Below are 17,492 nucleotides of genomic sequence, written 5' to 3' on the forward strand. Positions count from 1 at the left end.
TCACCCATCTAATCGGTCTATTCTGTTACCTATCTATCCGGTTCGGACACGAGCCACCTCTCCCCCGCTTTGCGGGGGCGAGGAAAGGCGCCTTAGCTCACTCCGCCGCCACCAATCCCGCCATCTCGCGGTTCTTCATCAGCTTGTAGACGATCGAATCCATCAGCGCCTGGAAGGAGGCGTCGATGATGTTTTCCGACACGCCGACCGTCCACCAGCGGGCGCCGGTGGAATCATGCGATTCGACCAGGACGCGGGTGATGGCCTCGGTGCCGCCGTTGAGGATACGCACCTTGAAGTCGGCGAGCTCGAGGTCGACGATCTCACCCTGGTATTTGCCGAGGTCCTTGCGCAGCGCGATGTCGAGCGCGTTGACCGGGCCGTGGCCCTCGGCCACCGACATCTTCTCCTCGCCGTCGACCAGCACTTTCACGATCGCTTCCGAGACCGTCTTCAATTGCCCGTTGGCATCGAAGCGACGCTCGACCATGCAGCGGAAGGAGGTGACGTTGAAGAACTCCGGCAGGCCGTGCAGCATTTTTCGCGCGAGCAGCTCGAAGGAAGCGTCGGCCCCTTCATAGGCATAGCCTTCGGCCTCGCGTTCCTTGACCACCGCGATCAGCGCGTCGAGCCGGTGATCGTCCTTCGGCACGTCGATGCCGCGCCGTTTCAGCTCAGCGAGGAAATTGGCCTTGCCGCCCTGGTCGGAGACCATGACGCGACGGCGGTTGCCCACCGCTTCCGGCGGAACATGCTCATAGGTCGCCGGCTCCTTGGCCAAGGCGGAGGCATGGATGCCAGCCTTGGTGGCGAAGGCGGAGGAGCCGACATAGGGCGCCTGCGCCTCGGGCGCGCGGTTGAGCAATTCGTCGAAGGCGCGGGAGAGCCTGGATATTCCGGTCAGCGCCTCGGCCGAAATGCCGATTTCGAAGCGATCGGCGAAGGCAGGCTTCAGCGAAAGCGTCGGGATGATGGAGATGAGATTGGCGTTGCCGCAGCGCTCGCCGATGCCGTTCAGCGTGCCCTGGATCTGGCGCACGCCGGCCTCGACCGCGGCAAGAGAATTCGCCACCGCCTGCCCGGTGTCGTCATGGGCATGGATGCCCAGATGATCGCCGGGAATGCCGCCGGCAATGACCTTGCCGACGATTTCGCGCACTTCCGAAGGCTGCGTGCCGCCATTGGTGTCGCACAGCACCACCCAGCGCGCGCCGGCTTCATAGGCGGCTTTCGCGCAAGCCAGCGCATAGTCCGGATTGGCCTTGAAGCCGTCGAAGAAATGCTCACAGTCGACCATCGCTTCCTTGGCCGAAGCGACCGCCGTCTCGACCGAGGTCTTGATCGATTCCAGATTCTCCTCGTTGGTGCAGCCGAGCGCGACGCGCACATGATAGTCCCAGCTCTTGGCGACGAAGCAAATGGCGTCGGACTTCGACTGCACGAGCGCCGCCAGCCCCGGATCGTTGGAAGCCGAGACCCCCGCCCGCTTGGTCATGCCGAAGGCGACGAACTTCGCGCTTTGCGTCCGCTTCTTCTGGAAGAAGGCGGTGTCGGTCGGATTGGCGCCCGGATAGCCGCCCTCGACATAGTCGATGCCGAACGCGTCGAGCAGCTTGGCGATGGCAATCTTGTCCTCGACGGAAAAGTCGATGCCCGGCGTCTGCTGGCCATCGCGCAGCGTCGTGTCGAAGAGATAGAGGCGTTGCTTTGTCATGGCTGTAGCTCGAAAGGCCGCGATCACCGTGGAGCGCGGACGTGCATCACTATTTCCCCGCGAACTTATCCGTCGCCCGGATCAGCCGATCCAAAATCCCAGGCTCGGAATAGGCATGGCCCGCGCCCTCGACGAGGCGGAAATCCGCCTTCGGCCAGGCCTTATGCAACGCCCAGGCATATTTTGCCGGGCACGGCATGTCGTAGCGGCCGTGGACGATGGTGCCGGGGATGTCCTTCAGCTTCCAAGCGTCGCGCAGCAGCTGTCCCTCCTCCAGCCAACCGGCATGCACGAAATAGTGGTTCTCAATGCGGGCGAAGGCGACAGCATAGTCGTCCTCGCCGAACTTGCCGCTGGTCTCGGGCTCGGGCAGCAGCGTGATCGTCTCGCCTTCCCACAGGCTCCAGGCAAGGGCTGCCTGAACCTGGGCCTTGCGGTCGGAGCCGACAAGCCGCTTGCGGTAGGCGGCCATCATGTCGCCGCGCTCGGCCTCGGGGATCGGCGCCAGGAAGCGTTCCCACTTGTCCGGGAACATCTCGGAGACGCCGAACTGATAGTACCACTCGAGCTCGGCGCGGGTCAGCGTGTAGATGCCGCGCACGACCAACTCGCTGACGCGGTCAGGATGCGTCTCGGCATAGGCGAGCGCCAGCGTCGAGCCCCAGGAGCCGCCGAAGACAAGCCATTTGTCGAAGCCCGCCATCTCGCGCAGGCGCTCGATGTCGGCGACGAGATGCCAGGTGGTGTTGGCCTCGAGCGAGGCGTTGGGCGTCGACTTGCCGCAGCCGCGCTGGTCGAACAGGATGACGTCGTAGAGTTTCGGGTCGAACAGGCGCCGATGCTTCGGCGAGATGGTGCCGCCCGGGCCGCCATGCAGGAACACGGCGGGCTTGGCGCCCCTGGTGCCGCAGCGCTCCCAATAGATGGTGTGGCCGTCGCCGACATCGAGCATGCCGGCATCGAACGGTTCGATCTCGGGATAGAGCGAACGCAAGGAACTGTTGTGGATTGTCATAGTTTCAAACCCCGCTGCGGCCAGTTGGCCGTCTCGTGGTCGGGATGCTGGAAGGAGATGATCTGCTCCTGCCGTCGATAGAAATCGGGATCGTCGAGGGTCGGCGCCTCGAAGATCTTCTCCACCCAGGGCAGCCGAACCGCGTAGTTGACCTGGATTTGCGGCGCCAGATCCGAGCGGTCGTCGAAGGCGCCGATGGCGATCTCCAGCGCGCCCGGCTGGCGATAGGTCAGCGGCGTGCCGCAGCGGGCGCAGAAGCCGCGGTCGATGTTGACCGAGGACTGGAAATAGCTCGGCTCCTCATGGGTCCACTCGACGCCGTCCTTCGGCACCGTCACCAGCGCGCCGAAGAAATTGCCGAACTGTTTCTGGCACATGCGGCAATGGCAGATGGACGGGCGTCCGAGCTTGCCCTTGATACGAAAGCGCACGGCGCCGCACTGGCAGCCGCCGGTTCGAACTTGATCGGTCATGGTCTTTCCTCCGGCGGCCATTGGTCGGTGTCATGATCGGGATGCTGGTAGGAGACGAGCTCGGCGAGGTAAGGCGCCGACGAGACGTCGCCCATCGTCTCCTCTGACGGCAGTTTTGCGATGCCGTCGACATAGGAAAGCTTTGCCTCGACGCCCCACTGGATGGTCGGTGCGATGCCGGTCGGATCATCGAAAGTGGCGATCGCCAGTGCCACACCGTCGGGCGCCTCGAAGGTCAGCGGCGTGCCGCATTCGGCGCAGAAGCCGCGCCAAGCGGCATTGGACGAGCGGAAGCGTTTCGGCTCACCGCGCGTCCAGTCGAGCGTGGCGCCACGCACAGAGACCAGCGGCAGGTAGAAATTGCCGCTCGCCTTCTGGCACATGCGGCAATGGCAGACGGATGCGTCGCCAAGCGCGCCCTCGACGCGGAAGCGCACGGCGCCGCACTGGCAGCCGCCGGTGTAGACCGGCCGGTTGTCGAGGCTCATGGCACGCTCCCGATCATGGGCTGCTTTTGGGGCTCACTCCGGATCATGGCAGACCGCTTCGACATTGTTGCCGTCGGGATCGAAGACGAAGGCGCCGTAATAATTGGGGTGGTAGTGCGGCCGCAGGCCCGGCCCGCCATTGTCCTTGCCGCCGGCGGCAAGTGCCGCCACATGGAAGGCGTCGACCTCGGCGCGGCTGCGCGCGGTGAAGGCGACATGCTGGGTGGATCTCGGCTTGTCGGTGCTGTCGCTCAGCCAGAACACCGGCCGGTCGCGGCCATAGCCCCCGACCTTGGCGCCGTCGGTATATTCCTGCGGCACCATGTAAAGCAGCGAAGCGCCGAGCGGCGCCATCGCCTTGTCGTAGAAGGTTTTGGACTTCTCGAAGTCGGATACATTGATGCCGAGATGATCGATCACGGGACGAGCTCCTCCATTGGTGGCGCGGGCGCGGCGGCCAGGCCGGCCACGATGACGATGTGCCGGCAGACATTGTCGATATCGCGGATCACGTCGTCGTTCCAGAAGCGCAGGATGGTCCAGCCTAGTGCCTCGAGCTTCGTGGTTCGCGCGGCGTCGGAAGCTGAGACGTCAGGCGACGAATGCTGAGAGCCATCCAGCTCAACGATCAGCTTCTTGCTGGGGCAGGCAAAATCAACGATGTAGTCAGCTATCGGCATCTGGCGCCTGAACGCCATTCCCATCAGCCTATCAGCACGCACCTCATTCCAAAGCTTCAACTCGGCATCGGTCATCGCCTTGCGCGCATTGCCGCGATTGGCGGGAGATACCCGATGATGGGTCATCGCGAGGCCCCCCTCTCCGCCATGAGAGCGCCCTCCCTCACCGCTTGATCTCCCAGGTCGTCACGCGCTCGCCGGTGGCTGCATCCTTGCCGTCCTTCAACTGCACGCCCTGAGCCAGAAGCTCGTCGCGGATACGGTCGGCCTCGGCCCAATTCTTGGCAGCGATCAGTTCCAGGCGCTTGGCGATCGCCTTGGCGACCGCCGCCTCGTCCACCTTGGCCGCGCCGACGTCGAAGCCGAGGAAGGCAAGTGCGGCCTTCAGCGAAGCGGCGGCTTTCTCGCCGCCGGCATCACCCGCCTCGCCGGCGAGCTGCGTCAGCCGCTGGAAGGCGGTGTAGGTGGCGAGGTCGTCCGACAGCGCTTCCACCACCTCTTCCGGCACGTCCTTCGCGGCCGCGGGCGCAAGGTCGGCGGCGCGCTTCCATTTGCGCAGCGTGTTTTCCGCCTCCTCCAGCTTGCGCACGGAGAAGTCGATCGGCTCGCGATAGTGCGTCATCAGCATCGCCAGCCTGAGCACCTCGCCCGGCCAGGTGCGGCCGCCGAAAGTGCTGGTCTCCAGCAGCTCATGGATGGAGAAGAAGTTGCCGAGGCTCTTCGACATCTTCTGGCCTTCGACCTGCAGGAAGCCGTTGTGCATCCACACATTGGCCATGACCTTGGTGCCGTGGGCGCAGCGCGACTGGGCGATCTCGTTCTCGTGGTGCGGGAAGATCAGGTCCAGCCCACCGCCATGGATGTCGAAGACCTCGCCGAGATAGGCGGCCGACATGGCCGAGCATTCGATGTGCCAGCCGGGCCGGCCCCTGCCCCATGGGCTTTCCCAGCCCGGCTCTTCCGGGCTCGACAATTTCCACAGCACGAAATCGCCGGGATTCTTCTTGTGCGCGTCGACGGCGATGCGCGCGCCCGCCTGCTGCTCGTCGAGATTGCGCTTCGACAATTCGCCATAGTCCGGCATCGAGGCGGTGTCGAACAGCACCTCGCCACCGGCGACATAGGCGTGGCCGCGCTCGATCAGTTGCCGGATCAGCGTCAGCATGTCGGCCTTGCCGTCGGCGCGGGGCGCGACGAACTCCGTCGCACGCGGCTCAAAGGTCGGCTGCAGGCAGCCGAGGGCCGCGACATCCTTGTGGTACTGGTCGGCGGTCTTTTCCGTGACCTTGCGGATGGCGTCGTTGAGCGAGAGTTTGCCGTCAGCGATCGCCTCGCCGAAATCGCGAAGCGCCCTGGCATTAATCTTGTCGTCGACATCCGTGATGTTGCGCACATACGTGACGTGGCTCTCGCCGTAGACTTGGCGCAACAGACGGAAAAGCACGTCGAAGACGATCGCCGGACGCGCATTGCCGATATGGGCAAAGTCGTAGACGGTCGGGCCGCAGACATACATGCGCACATTCAACGGATCGATCGGAACGAAATGCTCCTTCGTCCGCGTCAGCGTGTTGTAGAGGCTGAGGCCCTTCGATGCGTCAGACATGCGTGCCCTTCCGATCCGTTACTTCAGTTGAGCATGATCTGGTCCGAAAACCGGTGGTTTCGGGATCATGCTCTGGTCGGAGCCTTGTCTGCGCCGCAGGCACAAATCGGGCTCCAGCCTGCTGGCCGGGGCGTTTGTCCACTCTAGGGAAAGATGAGGCGAAAACGTCCGGACCAGCGCGAGGCTAGCCAATAATGCAAATGCCACAAATGGCGAAAGACGTTTTCATGGGCGGCTTTATCGCGCCGGCAGGTGTTGCCGTCAAGTCGCTCTACTTAGGAAAGATATCGCCGGATCACAGGTAAAGACAGGGCGAAACATTTTATTAAACATGTCGGCACAGTGATGAAACATTCGCCGGCTAGACCGCCAGATGTCACGATTTGGTCGGAATCAGCCGCCAAACGCTGGACACGAAACCGTTACCAGGGGAGAGAACCATGGCTCGCAACAAGCAGGAACAGAACCGACAAACGCAGCCCGCACTGGCCAGCCACTACCGTGCGATCGGCCCGGCGGCGATCGTCGCGGCTCTCCTTCACACCGCGAAGAAGAAGAAGCCGGCGCAGAAGATCGTCTCGCCACGCGCTGCCTGAAACGGCACGACCGGCACGGTCCCCGACGATGGGGACCCGGCGATAAGGGCACCGAACGGTGCCCTGGAGATGAAGGCCCCAAAGCAGCCCTCGAGGCAGGCAGCCTTCTTAAATGGCTAGCGCAATTCCGGACGGAAAACCGCTCCACACTTTTCCTGGAATTGCTTTAAAACAAGCTCATCTGGTTTTCGTCCGCGCCAGGCTTCTGGCGCCTGGGCTTTTCGGCCTGCGGCGAAACGATGCCGCGTTCCTGAATCTCCGGTCCGGTGTTGGCGACCTTGTTGACCAGGTCCGCAACCGGGACAGCCTCGAAGAAATCAGGCTCGGCGGGCTTCAGCAGATCGAGCACATCACGCGGCTCCTGCGTGCGGCAATCGAGCCAGCGGCTGAAGTCGCGTTCCTCGATCACGACCGGCATGCGGTCGTGGATATGGGCGATGCCGGCGTTGGCCTCAATAGTGAGGATCGCGCCGGTGTCCATCTCCGAGCCGCCCGGTTCGGAAAAAGTCTCGATCAGGCCGGCGAAGGCGACCACGCCGCCGCGTCGCGGGCGGATCCAGTAAGGTTGCCCCTTGCCGCTGCCCGACTGCTGCCATTCGTAAAAGCCCGACGCCGGCACCAAAGCCCGGCGGTGGCGCATCGCGGTCTTGAACGAAGCCTTTTGCAGCACGCCTTCGGAGCGCGCGTTGATGAGCAGCGGAAACGCCTTGGTGTCCTCGACCCAGGCCGGAATCAGGCCCCAGCGCACCAGCATCGCCTGGCGGTCCGGCAGATTGGAACCGGGCTCCCGCTGCGGCCCGGCAAGCGCCATCAGCACTGGCTGCGTCGGCGCGATGTTGTAGCGCGCCGGAAACTCCTCCAGCTCGGCAAGGCCGAGGAAAGCGGCGGTCTGGTCCGGCGTGGCGGTCAGGGCAAAGCGTCCGCACATGGATCTGGCTCTTCGATTGATATGCAATGAAAGTGGCGATGGAACCGCCACGCCGCAACGGCTAAAGCTGGATTCGCCTAATCGGTCCACAAAAGGCTGCAGAAAGATCGGCACGCATGGATCAGCGCAAGATCATACCAGCCGTTTCCGTCGCCGTCGTTCGTGGCGAGACGGTGCTTCTGGTCAAGCGTGCGCGGGCGCCGTCGCAAGGGCTCTACGCCTATCCCGGCGGCAAGGTCGAGCCGGGCGAAACGCTGGCGCAAGCCGCGGCGCGCGAATTGCTTGAAGAAACCGGACTCGACGCGACAGGCTATCGGCCGCTGCGCGACATCCATATCGACGGCAGTGCCGAAAACCACGCGGTCGACTACCTGCTGACGGTGTTTGGCGCCGCCTATGCAGGCGGTGAACCCGTGGCCAGCGATGACGCCGAGACCGCGGCGTTCTACACGCTGGCGGAAATGGCCGAGATGCCGCTAGCCGGCGACGTGTTCTCGGTCGCCGAGGAGTTGCTCGGCCCCACGCAAGGCGCCACGCGGTGAGCATCCACAATGGCCTTGCAGGCGACAAAATGTTTCGCCACAAAGCCCTGCCCTTTCATCGCAAGGTTTTGATGACCCGCGCCTCCCCTCTTCTCGCTGCGTGCCTCGCTGTCGGTCTCGCCGTCGCGGCATCCCCGGCGCCCGCAGCCGAGGCGCCGTTCGAGCCCGGGCTGATGCGGCTGGCGGAAGTGCTGGGATCGCTGCATTTCCTGCGCAACCTGTGCGGCGAGAAGGGCGACCACTGGCGGGCCGAGATGGAAAAGCTGCTCGAATCGGAAAACCCCGATCCCGACCGGCGCGCCCGTTTCATCGCCTCCTTCAACCGCGGCTACCGCTCTTTCAGCGGCACCTACACGCAATGCACGCCCTCGGCGACCGAGGCCATCGCCCGCTATATGAAGGAAGGCGAGACCTTGTCGCGCGATATCGCTTCCCGCTACGGGAATTGAGGCCGGATCACCGGCCGCCGCGCGTTTTGCGCAGATTTTTTGCGACAATCGGCGCCAATGTGATGTGCCTTATTGTCTCCTGTCCCACTCTGATGCAATCATGTGTTGCACTTGCGCAACAGCGTTAATGAAACGTTAGCGTGCGATTGTGGAATTAACTCAAACTGAAGGTTTTGGTGCCCCAAGCCGGTCTAATCGGCTAAGCTTGAAATCGATTGAGTACAGCCTTGTCCGAAATGTAGATTTAGACCGTAAAAATGTCGTATTTACAAAGACTTAAATGAGGCTGCGGACGAACTGACAGACCAAGCCGGATCCCTCGCCGGATCGACGCTTGCAGAAGGTGGACATCGCAATGGAACATGGTGTCAGCGACATCGACGCTTTGGTCAGGGAAGAAAAGCGGCTGACCGCCGTGGAGAGCCACAGCGAAGCCTGGGCCGAAGGCCTGTCGGCCGGCATCGAACCGGAAATCATCGCCGAGGCAGCACTAGAGACGGCTTTCGGCGAGATGTTGCGCGCCAATGGCGAGACCTCCGCGCTCGCGCTGCTCGACCGCATGCGGGAAAAGGTGATTGCCGGCGCTTTCGAGCCGGAACGGCTGAAGCACTAGCCACCTGTTTTGACAGCGACTTTTTGATCACGAGTTTTTGACGGCGACACGCCATTTGGCCATCATGCCTGTGCGCCTGGATTCTCAGAGCGCCGGCCGGGGGCCGAACCCGGGAACCATGGAGAGGCAAGCGGTGAGATTTTCGATGTCAGGCCGGCCGCGCGGGCTGGCCCTCAGCATCCTGATCGCCGCTTCCTGCCTGGCGCTGCCCCTGTGTTTCGCCAGCACGCCTTCCTACGCGCTGAGCGAAATCCAGCGCGAGGACCTGCCTTCCCCGGTGACCCCGCCCGCCAATGGCGACAACGCCGCGCCCGGCGCCACGGTGCCGATGCCGGAGGCGCCCGGCTCCAAGCCTTCGGACCAGCCTGCCGACGACACGGACAAGCCGGAGACGCCGCCCGCCAATGGCGGCATCACCAGCCCGCGCGCCGATCCCGATCAACCGCCGCCGGCGGTCGTCTACGACCTCAACACGCTTCCCGAACCAGTCAAGCGCATGCATGGGCTGATCATCGAGGCCTGCAAAAGCGGCGACATCGAGAAGCTGAGATCGCTGATCGGCAAGGGCGATTCCATGACGCAGTTGTCGCTGGGCGACATCGACGGCGACCCGATCACCTTCCTGAAGAGCCTCTCGGGCGACGGCGACGGCCAGGAAATCCTAGCCATCCTGGAAGAGGTGCTTTCGGCGGGCTACGTCCATGTCGACACCGGCACGCCGCAGGAACTCTATGTCTGGCCGTATTTCTTCGCGCTGCCGCTCGACAAGCTCGATTCCAGGCAGCGCGTCGAATTGTTCAAGCTGGTCACCGCAAGCGACTATGACGACATGAAGCAGTTCGGCGCCTACATCTTCTACCGCGTCGGCATCACGCCGACGGGCCAGTGGCTGTTCTTCGTCGCCGGGGATTAAGCCGGAAACCTATCGGTTGTCGGCCTGCGGCCATATCCGAGCCGCTTCGTTTCGAAGGGCCGAGATGGCGTCGGTTCCAATGACAGGATCCATGTGCAAGGCTTCGGCTGCGTCGCGCAATTCGCCTTTATCCCGGAGTTTGCCCACCACCCAGGCGATTTTCCGTTCGATGTCGGGGCCATAGGCGCTTTGCGCCTTGTCGAGGGCCTCAGTCGGGATCCGCCCATACGCCTTGACCAGCATCCCGAGATCGAAGGCATCTCGATACGCGACAGCACGATCCTGGCATCGATCAGCATTCGCCAGCAGCTTCTCGGCAAACATGTCTGCAGGAACGAGCGCCGGTATCCCCAAATCCTCGTCGAAATGACCGCGCAAATCGATGCGGCCTTCCCGGACGACTTCAAAGCGGATCGGCTGTCCTTTGAGACGCACCACGGTTCGCAGGCCATACTGGTCGATCTGGAAATCCCTGATGGCATCGACGGGTTCGGGGAAAAAAGCTCGAACGCCGAGTTCCGAGGCTCGCGTGCGCAGTTCGCGGTAGCCGGTGGCGTCGGCGCAAAGGAAATCCAGATCCAGTGACCGACGATACTCGCTGAGCTTCATGACAATGGCTGTGCCGCCGCCAAACCAGCATTGGGTTGCCGCCAGAAAGTCACGGTCCATCAGCCCGAGGGCTTCGGCAATTACTCTGTGTTCCGGTTTTCCGAACGCCTTCATGATCTTTACCCGCGATATTCCCGTCGAGCGCAACTGCTGCGCGCATTGAGGACAGAAAGATGGATTATCACGACGTGGTCAGAAGGATACCGTGGCCAAATTTGTCAGCCAACTTCATGATAAGCAGCTTCTCACGTGCCGTAAGGCGCTTTTGATCGACAAAGCGCCAGTTGCGCTCGTAAAGGGCAAAGGCCTCTTTCGCGGGGATCGGGCGCGCGGCATCGCGGTTCCAGGCGAGGGCCTGGAGCTCGGGAAAGTCTGCAGGAATGATCGTCGCAATATTCGCGGTCATAGCATGCTCAAGATAGTGCAGAGCGCTTAACAAATCCAATGTCGCCGGGGATTAAGCCGGCAGCGCCTCGGAAAACTCCACTGCCCTGCCCTGGCCGGGCGTCACGATCTCGCCTTCCCACATGACGCGCGTGCCGCGCACGATGGTGCCGACCGGCCAACCTGTCACTTGCTTGCCGTCATAGGGCGTCCAGCCGGCCTTGGAGCCGGCCTGCGCGTTGGTGATGGTCTCGCGCCGCTTCAGGTCGACGATCGTGAAATCGGCGTCGTAGCCAGCGGCGATGCGGCCTTTCCTGGCCATGCCGAAGATGCGCTGCGGGCCATGGCTGGAGAGATCGACGAAGCGCTGCAAGGTGAGCCGGCCGGCATTGACGTGGTCGAGCATGATCGGCACCAGCGTCTGCACGCCGGTCATGCCGGACGGCGAGGCCGGATAGGTCTTCGCCTTCTCGGCCAGCGTGTGCGGCGCGTGGTCGGAGCCAAGAACATCGACGATGCCTTGGGAAATGCCGTGCCAGACGCCATCGCGGTGGCGGGCGGCGCGCACCGGCGGGTTCATCTGGATCAGCGTGCCAAGCCTGGCATAGTCGTCAGCGCTCAGCGTCAGGTGATGCGGCGTCGCCTCGCAGGTCGCGACATCCTTGTGCCGTTCGAGGAAGACGATCTCCTCGGCCGTCGAGATGTGCAGCACATGGATGCGCGCGCGCGTCTGCCTGGCAATGCGCACCAGGCGCTCCGTGCAGCGCAGCGCCGCGACCTCGTCGCGCCAGACCGGATGGGACGAGGGATCGCCCTCGACCCGGTCGCCAAGCCGTTCGCGCAGACGAAACTCGTCCTCCGAGTGGAAGGCGGAACGGCGGCGGGTGTTGCGCAGGATCGAAGCGACGCCTTCGTCGTCCTCGACCAGAAGGTCGCCGGTGGACGAGCCCATGAACACTTTTATGCCGGCCGCGCCCGGCAGCCGTTCCAGTTCGCCGACATCGCCGGCATTGTCGCGCGTGCCGCCGACCCAGAAGGCGAAGTCGCAATGCATGCGTCCGGTGGCCCGGCGCACCTTGTCGGCAAGTGCTGCCTCGCTGGTGGTCAGCGGATTGGTGTTGGGCATCTCGAAGACGGCGGTGACGCCGCCGAGCACCGCGGCGCGGGAGCCGGTCTCCAAATCTTCCTTGTGCTCCAGCCCCGGCTCGCGGAAATGCACCTGGCTGTCGACAACGCCCGGCAGGATGTGCAGGCCCTTGCAATCGATAGTTTCGCCGGCCGAGGCCTGGCTAAGATCGCCGAGGGCCGCGATGCGGCCCTCCTTGACGCCAACGTCGCGAAAACCCTCGCCGTCGTGGTTGACCACCGTGCCGCCTGTCAGGATGAGGTCGAAGGTGGTTGCCATGGGCAGGTCCAATCTCTTGCGGGGGGAGTGTGGCCGGCTTACGTAATGACCGAACGTTTTGCAAGATCAGGCCGATTTTACCCTCATGCCCTTTGCCCAACTCAAAGATCGCGCGCTCATTTCCGTGTCAGGCCCCGATGCCGAGCATTTCCTGCAGAACATCCTCACCACCGATCTCGACACGCTCGGGCCGGGCCAGGCGAAGCCCGGCGCGCTGCTTTCGCCGCAGGGCAAGATCCTGTTCGATTTCCTGGTCTCGCGCGCGGGCGACAACGGCTTCCAGCTGGAATGCCGGGCCGACATCGCCGACGATTTCGTGCGCCGGCTGATGCTTTACCGGCTAAGGGCGAAAGCCGAGATTGCCAAACAGGATCATGTGCTTGTCACGGTCGCATGGGGCGATGATTCAACCGCCTCAGATTTCGATTCAATCGCGGTTGACGCAAAGGCGCTTGCCGACACGCGCTTCCGCGATGTTGCGGTGAGGCGCAGCTACGGAGGCGAGGCAAAGGACGGCGGCAATCCGAATGCCTGGCTGGCGCTGCGCATCGGCAACGGCATGGCGGAGAGCGGTTCCGACTACCAGCTCGGCGATGCCTTCCCGCATGACGTGCTGCTCGACGAGACAGGTGGCGTCGGCTTCAAGAAAGGCTGCTATATCGGCCAGGAAGTGGTCTCGCGCATGCAGCATCGCGGCACCGCGCGTCGTCGTGTGCTGATCGCGTCGGCCGATAGCCCCCTGCCCGCCGCCGGGACCGAGCTCACCGTCGCCGGGCGTCCGGTCGGCGCGCTCGGGTCTGTCGGCGGCCGGACCGGTCTTGCCGTCGCCCGCATCGACCGCGTCAAGGCGGCGGTCGATACCGGCGAGGCAATCATGGCTGGCGAGGTTCCGGTAACGCTCGCGATTCCCGCCTGGGCGAAGTTCTCCTTCCCGCAGGACGCGGCCAGCGCGGAGGAGGCCTGATGGCGGCCGACCGGGCCGGGGCGCCGCCGCGCGCCTGGCAACGCATGCTTTCTGGCCGGCGACTCGACCTGCTCGACCCCTCGCCGCTCGACATCGAGATCGCCGACATCGCGCATGGCCTTGCCCGCGTCGCGCGCTGGAACGGCCAGACCAGCGGCGACCATGCTTTCTCCGTCGCGCAGCACTCGCTGCTGGTCGAAGCCCTCTATGGCGAACTGGAGCCCGCCGCTCCGGCCGAGGCGCGGCTTGCGGCGCTGCTGCACGATGCGCCCGAATATGTCATCGGCGACATGATCTCGCCGTTCAAATCGGTGATGGGCGGTTCCTACAAGGATTGCGAGCTGCGCCTGCAGCGCGCCATTCATCTGCGTTTCTCGCTGCCGGCGGAACTCGCCGCCTCCTTGCGCAAGGACATCAAGCGCGCCGATCAGATCGCCGCCTATTACGAGGCGACGCAGCTGGCCGGCTTCTCGACCGCGGAGGCGACCGAGTATTTCGGCCGACCGCGCGGCTTCTCCGCCGACCGCTTCGACTTCACGCCAAAATCCGTGACCTGGGCGCAAACGGCATTTCTCAAGCGTTTCAAGATGCTGGAAGCCAAGCGCCAGTCTTCGCTTGCCATGAATTCAACCACGTAGAAGAACGCTAAATTAACCGGCTACCGGGACAGTATTGCGTTCGGTCACGGTCCGAAGGCGTGCTCATGCCCGGCGCACATGTCAAGACTGCTTCCACCGCCGGCAAGCGAAGAACGCCCGGCATTGGTCCGGCACGGCGGATCGCGGAAGAATTGCGGGCTCAGAACGAGCGTTTCGCGGCGGCTGTCGAGAACATGTCGCATGGTCTGTGCATGTTCGACGCCGATGAGCGGATGATCATCTGCAACCGCAACTACCTCAACATCTTCAGCTTGGACGCCAAAGTGGTGACGCCCGGCATTCGTTTCTTCGATATCCTGCAGCACAGCGTCGACATCGGCATCGCCTCGCAGAGCGCGAACGAGCTTTACGCCATCCGCAAGCCTTACATCGACGGCGCAAGGCCTTCGACCTATGAGGAAATTCTGTCGGACCGACGCATCATCGTCATTTCGCACCGGCCGATCGCCGTTGGCGGCTGGGTCTCGATCTACGAGGATGTGACGGAGCAGCGACGCGCCGAAGCGGAGTTGAAGGAGCAGCACCGCCGCTTCGACGCCGCGTTGGCCAACATGTCGCAAGGCTTGCTGATGTACAGCGCCGAGGGTCGCCTGATCATCCGCAACCAGCGTTTCCTGGATCTGTGCAACGCGAAGGCTGAGGATTTCGCGCTTGGCATGACGCACAGCCAGATGCTGGAGAAGGTCGTTGGTCTCGGCATCTTCGTGCCCGTTGAAGTCGACATCGAGGTGGGAAAGACGAAGGCGGCTCTGGAAGCGGGCCAGTCGCGCTCCAGCTATCGCGAACTCGTCGACGGCCGCACGCTGTTTGTCTCTCGCCGGCCGCTCGCCGGCGGCGGCTGGGTGGCCACCTTCGAGGACGTGACCGAACGACGCCGTGTCGAAGAGCGCATGACGCATCTTGCGCATCACGACACTCTCACCAATCTGCCCAACCGCTCGATGTTTCGCGAAAAGCTCGATCAGGCACTTGGCGAGGCCATGGCCAGGCCGCTGGCGATCCTCTCGCTCGACCTCGACCGCTTCAAGGCCGTCAACGACACATTCGGCCACCCCGCCGGAGACTGGCTGCTGCAATGCGTCGCCAAGCGGCTGCAGCACGCCGTGCGCAGCAGCAAGGACGTGGTGGCGCGCTTCGGCGGCGACGAATTCGCCATCATCCAGTCGGGCATCAAGAGCGTCGCCGACGCCGAAAAGCTCGCCAAGCGCATCGTCGAGATCGTCGGCAAGCCCTATCGCGACAAGGGGCGCGAAATGCATGTGGGCGTAAGCCTTGGCATCGCGCTCTATCCCGGCGACGGACACGATGCCGACACGCTGCTCACCAACGCCGACATGGCGCTCTACCGCGGCAAGAGCGAAGGGCGCAATGTCTATCGCTTCTTCCAGCCCGGCATGGATGCCCTGATGCGGGAGCGGCAAGCGCTCGAGGTCGATCTCGAGGCAGCGCTCTCCAAGCGTGAATTCGAACTCGATTTCCAGCCGATCCTCAACATCGGTTCCGGCAAGATCGTCGGCGCGGAGGCCCTGATGCGCTGGCGCTCGCCGTCGCGCGGCCTGGTGTCGCCGGAGAACTTCATCGCCGTCGCCGAGGAGACCGGATTGATCGTGCAGTTGGGCGACTGGGCGCTGCGCAAAGCCTGCAATGTGGCGGCCAACTGGCCGCCGGACATGCGCATGGCCGTCAATGTCTCGGCCGCGCAGATCAAGAGCGGCGGTTTCACCCGCAGCGTGATCTCGGCGCTTGCCTTTTCCGGCCTGCCGGCCAACCGGCTGGAGCTCGAAATCACCGAAACGGTGATGATGGACGAGAGCGACGCGGTGCTGAAGACGCTGAGCCAATTGCGCGGTCTCGGCGTGCGCATCGCGCTCGACGATTTCGGCACCGGCTATTCCTCGCTCGGCTATCTCCGACGCTTCCCCGTCGACAAGATCAAGATCGACCGCTCCTTCACCAGCGATCTCGACAAGCGCGACACGGCGGCGATCGTGCGCACGGTAATCGGGCTCGGAGCCGAGCTCGGCATCACCGTTACTGCCGAAGGTGTCGAGACCGAAGCGCAGCTCGACATGCTTCGCAAAGCCGGCTGCGGCGAGGCGCAAGGCTATCTGATCGGCGTGCCGGCCAAGGCCGCCGAGGTGAACCGGCTGCTACGCTCGCAGGCGCTGCTGCGCCAATCGGGCTGATTTCCCGAGCGCGTGTTGAGATTCAGGTCAGGCCGGCATCACCTGAGTATCGTCACGCGCTAGCGCAGCGTCTCGATATATTTCTCGTGGAAGCTGACATAGCCGGGCTCGACCACCTTGAGATGCCGTTCGATCAGTTGGTGGAATTGCGGCAGTTGGTGGAACGGCACGCCGGGATAGGCATGGTGCTCGGCATGGTAAGGCATGTTCCAGGCGAGCTTGCGCACGAACCAGTTGGTCAGCGTCGTGCGGGTGTTCTCCAGCATGTTGGCGACGAAGGGACAGCGGCCGTGCTCGGCCAGCAGGTAAAGCCTGAGGAACGGCTGGCCAAGCAGCGCCGGCACGATCCAGACATAGAGCAAGACCGATGCCTTGAACCAGACGGCTAGCGCGAGCAGGACGACATAGAAGGCGATCATCGCTCGCGCCTCGGCCTTCACTTTCGGCAAGCCCTTTGGCGGCACGTAGCTGTCGCGGCAGCCGCCGGTCGCATTGGTGTAGAGCGTCTTGAAATGGCCCCACCACACCGGCAGTCCGGAGACGTGGACGATGTATTGCCGCAGTGTCTCGGGCTTTGGGAAGGCGAGCTCTGGATCGTTTTCTGGATCCTGGGTGAAGCGGTGATGGGCGAAATGGAAGTAGCGGAACCAGTCGGCGGGCAGTGCGATCGCCAGGCTGCAGAAGCGCGCGACCATATCGTTCAGCCACTGCGTTTCGAACGCCGTCCTGTGCACCGTTTCATGCAGCAGCGTGAACAGGAAGACGATCAGAATACCCTGCGGCAGCATCAGCACCGGCCAGAACGGCACCTTGATCGCGATCAGCACGCCAAGGACGACGATCGCGCCGAGATGGAGCGTGAACTGGACAAGGCCCGGCCCATCCGATTTGCCGGTCAGCCGGCTGCGCTCCTCATTTGTCAGCGAGGCTATCACGGAGCGATGGTCGATGACTGCGTCGTGGTCGATTGCGTTCATGGGGCCACGATACCCAGAAAGAAACCTTTCGAAAAATGAGGATTTCTGCGAAATAGATAAGATTACTTTATCTTTCGGATTGCCATGGTCGCCCTTCCCTCCTTGCGCGGACTTCAGGCCTTCGAAGCGGCGGCGCGGACAGGCAGCTTTACGGCCGCGGCGGAGGAACTGTCGATTTCGGCCGCGGCCGTCAGCCAGCTTATCCGCACCGTCGAGGAGCAGATGGGACGGCAATTGTTCCACCGGATCAACCGACGCACGGTGCTGACCGAGGCCGGGGTGGAGATGCTG

At 63.4% G+C, this 17,492-nt stretch carries 21 protein-coding genes; 9 read left to right on the top strand and 12 right to left on the bottom strand.

The genetic code is table 11. The annotated features are described in order from the left end of the window. Positions 1-97: 97 nt before the first annotated feature. From cimA to cysS, 7 genes are read right to left on the bottom strand one after another with little or no spacing between them, the layout of a single operon-like run. Positions 98-1,714 (bottom strand): citramalate synthase, encoded by a 1,617-nt coding sequence (cimA, locus tag FJ471_RS30340; RefSeq protein WP_140808898.1) that lies wholly within the window; start codon positions 1,712-1,714, stop codon positions 98-100. A gap of 49 nt (positions 1,715-1,763) precedes the next feature. Next, positions 1,764-2,729 carry a prolyl aminopeptidase gene (gene pip, locus FJ471_RS30345; protein ID WP_140808900.1) on the bottom strand — a complete coding sequence of 322 codons (966 nt, stop codon included), beginning with the start codon at positions 2,727-2,729 and terminating at the stop codon, positions 1,764-1,766. Continuing rightward, positions 2,726-3,202, bottom strand: a complete 477-nt coding sequence (locus tag FJ471_RS30350) for a GFA family protein (protein ID WP_140808902.1) — start codon at positions 3,200-3,202, stop codon at positions 2,726-2,728. The genes pip and FJ471_RS30350 overlap by 4 nt, the downstream gene beginning before the upstream one ends. After that, entirely contained in the window at positions 3,199-3,690 is a 492-nt protein-coding gene (locus tag FJ471_RS30355; RefSeq protein ID WP_140808903.1) for a GFA family protein, read from the bottom strand. Before FJ471_RS30355 ends, FJ471_RS30350 begins: the two co-directional genes overlap by 4 nt. Before the next feature lie 33 nt (positions 3,691-3,723). Next, on the bottom strand, positions 3,724-4,110 hold the full coding sequence (locus tag FJ471_RS30360; RefSeq protein ID WP_140808905.1) for a VOC family protein: 387 nt from the start codon (positions 4,108-4,110) through the stop codon (positions 3,724-3,726). Then, positions 4,107-4,496: an endonuclease domain-containing protein gene (locus tag FJ471_RS30365; protein ID WP_140808907.1), complete on the bottom strand. Its 390-nt coding sequence runs from the start codon at positions 4,494-4,496 to the stop codon at positions 4,107-4,109. The genes FJ471_RS30360 and FJ471_RS30365 overlap by 4 nt, the downstream gene beginning before the upstream one ends. A gap of 37 nt (positions 4,497-4,533) precedes the next feature. Then, positions 4,534-5,976, bottom strand: a complete 1,443-nt coding sequence (cysS, locus tag FJ471_RS30370) for a cysteine--tRNA ligase (protein ID WP_140808909.1) — start codon at positions 5,974-5,976, stop codon at positions 4,534-4,536. A gap of 440 nt (positions 5,977-6,416) precedes the next feature. Here cysS and FJ471_RS30375 point away from each other — a divergent pair, with 440 nt between their 5' ends. Then, complete coding sequence (locus FJ471_RS30375) at positions 6,417-6,572, top strand: hypothetical protein (protein ID WP_112095803.1); 156 nt, start codon at positions 6,417-6,419, stop codon at positions 6,570-6,572. A 166-nt stretch (positions 6,573-6,738) separates the two neighbouring features. On the opposite strand, the gene FJ471_RS30380 is transcribed toward FJ471_RS30375, so the two are convergent. Next, the gene (locus tag FJ471_RS30380; RefSeq protein ID WP_140808911.1) at positions 6,739-7,500 is read right to left on the bottom strand and encodes an SOS response-associated peptidase; all 762 of its coding nucleotides are present in this window, start codon (positions 7,498-7,500) and stop codon (positions 6,739-6,741) included. A 116-nt stretch (positions 7,501-7,616) separates the two neighbouring features. Here FJ471_RS30380 and FJ471_RS30385 point away from each other — a divergent pair, with 116 nt between their 5' ends. The 4 genes from FJ471_RS30385 (at position 7,617) to FJ471_RS30400 (ending at position 10,017) form a co-directional block, all read left to right on the top strand. Further along, entirely contained in the window at positions 7,617-8,042 is a 426-nt protein-coding gene (locus tag FJ471_RS30385) for an NUDIX hydrolase (protein ID WP_140808914.1), read from the top strand. A gap of 71 nt (positions 8,043-8,113) precedes the next feature. After that, positions 8,114-8,491 (top strand): TIGR02301 family protein, encoded by a 378-nt coding sequence (locus FJ471_RS30390; protein ID WP_140808933.1) that lies wholly within the window; start codon positions 8,114-8,116, stop codon positions 8,489-8,491. Between the two features lie 355 nt (positions 8,492-8,846). Then, entirely contained in the window at positions 8,847-9,104 is a 258-nt protein-coding gene (locus FJ471_RS30395) for a hypothetical protein (protein ID WP_040984202.1), read from the top strand. Between the two features lie 133 nt (positions 9,105-9,237). Next, positions 9,238-10,017: a hypothetical protein gene (locus FJ471_RS30400; protein WP_140808917.1), complete on the top strand. Its 780-nt coding sequence runs from the start codon at positions 9,238-9,240 to the stop codon at positions 10,015-10,017. Positions 10,018-10,026: 9 nt separating this feature from the next. Here the strand turns inward: FJ471_RS30400 and FJ471_RS30405 are convergent, their stop codons facing one another. The 3 genes from FJ471_RS30405 to FJ471_RS30415 all read right to left on the bottom strand — a co-directional run bounded on the left by FJ471_RS30405 (position 10,027) and on the right by FJ471_RS30415 (position 12,415). Next, positions 10,027-10,740, bottom strand: a complete 714-nt coding sequence (locus FJ471_RS30405) for a nucleotidyl transferase AbiEii/AbiGii toxin family protein (RefSeq protein WP_140808919.1) — start codon at positions 10,738-10,740, stop codon at positions 10,027-10,029. A gap of 67 nt (positions 10,741-10,807) precedes the next feature. Beyond that, on the bottom strand, positions 10,808-11,032 hold the full coding sequence (locus FJ471_RS30410) for a hypothetical protein (RefSeq protein ID WP_140808921.1): 225 nt from the start codon (positions 11,030-11,032) through the stop codon (positions 10,808-10,810). 51 nt (positions 11,033-11,083) lie between these two features. Beyond that, positions 11,084-12,415 carry a dihydroorotase gene (locus tag FJ471_RS30415; protein WP_140808923.1) on the bottom strand — a complete coding sequence of 444 codons (1,332 nt, stop codon included), beginning with the start codon at positions 12,413-12,415 and terminating at the stop codon, positions 11,084-11,086. Positions 12,416-12,500: 85 nt separating this feature from the next. Between FJ471_RS30415 and FJ471_RS30420 the strand changes: the two genes are divergently transcribed. The 3 genes from FJ471_RS30420 (at position 12,501) to FJ471_RS30430 (ending at position 16,224) form a co-directional block, all read left to right on the top strand. Next, a complete protein-coding gene (locus FJ471_RS30420; protein ID WP_140808925.1) occupies positions 12,501-13,379 on the top strand; it encodes a folate-binding protein YgfZ in 879 nt (292 codons plus the stop codon). Continuing rightward, positions 13,379-14,017: an HD family hydrolase gene (locus tag FJ471_RS30425; protein ID WP_140808927.1), complete on the top strand. Its 639-nt coding sequence runs from the start codon at positions 13,379-13,381 to the stop codon at positions 14,015-14,017. The genes FJ471_RS30420 and FJ471_RS30425 overlap by 1 nt, the downstream gene beginning before the upstream one ends. Before the next feature lie 65 nt (positions 14,018-14,082). Then, on the top strand, positions 14,083-16,224 hold the full coding sequence (locus tag FJ471_RS30430; RefSeq protein ID WP_140808929.1) for an EAL domain-containing protein: 2,142 nt from the start codon (positions 14,083-14,085) through the stop codon (positions 16,222-16,224). Positions 16,225-16,283: 59 nt separating this feature from the next. On the opposite strand, the gene FJ471_RS30435 is transcribed toward FJ471_RS30430, so the two are convergent. Then, positions 16,284-17,174 carry a fatty acid desaturase family protein gene (locus FJ471_RS30435; protein ID WP_140808935.1) on the bottom strand — a complete coding sequence of 297 codons (891 nt, stop codon included), beginning with the start codon at positions 17,172-17,174 and terminating at the stop codon, positions 16,284-16,286. A 111-nt stretch (positions 17,175-17,285) separates the two neighbouring features. Here FJ471_RS30435 and FJ471_RS30440 point away from each other — a divergent pair. After that, a partial coding sequence (locus FJ471_RS30440; protein ID WP_140808931.1) for a LysR family transcriptional regulator occupies positions 17,286-17,492 on the top strand: 207 nt, incomplete at its 3' end.

The sequence above is a fragment of the Mesorhizobium sp. B2-7-1 genome (assembly GCF_006440735.1).
GTDB lineage: Bacteria > Pseudomonadota > Alphaproteobacteria > Rhizobiales > Rhizobiaceae > Mesorhizobium.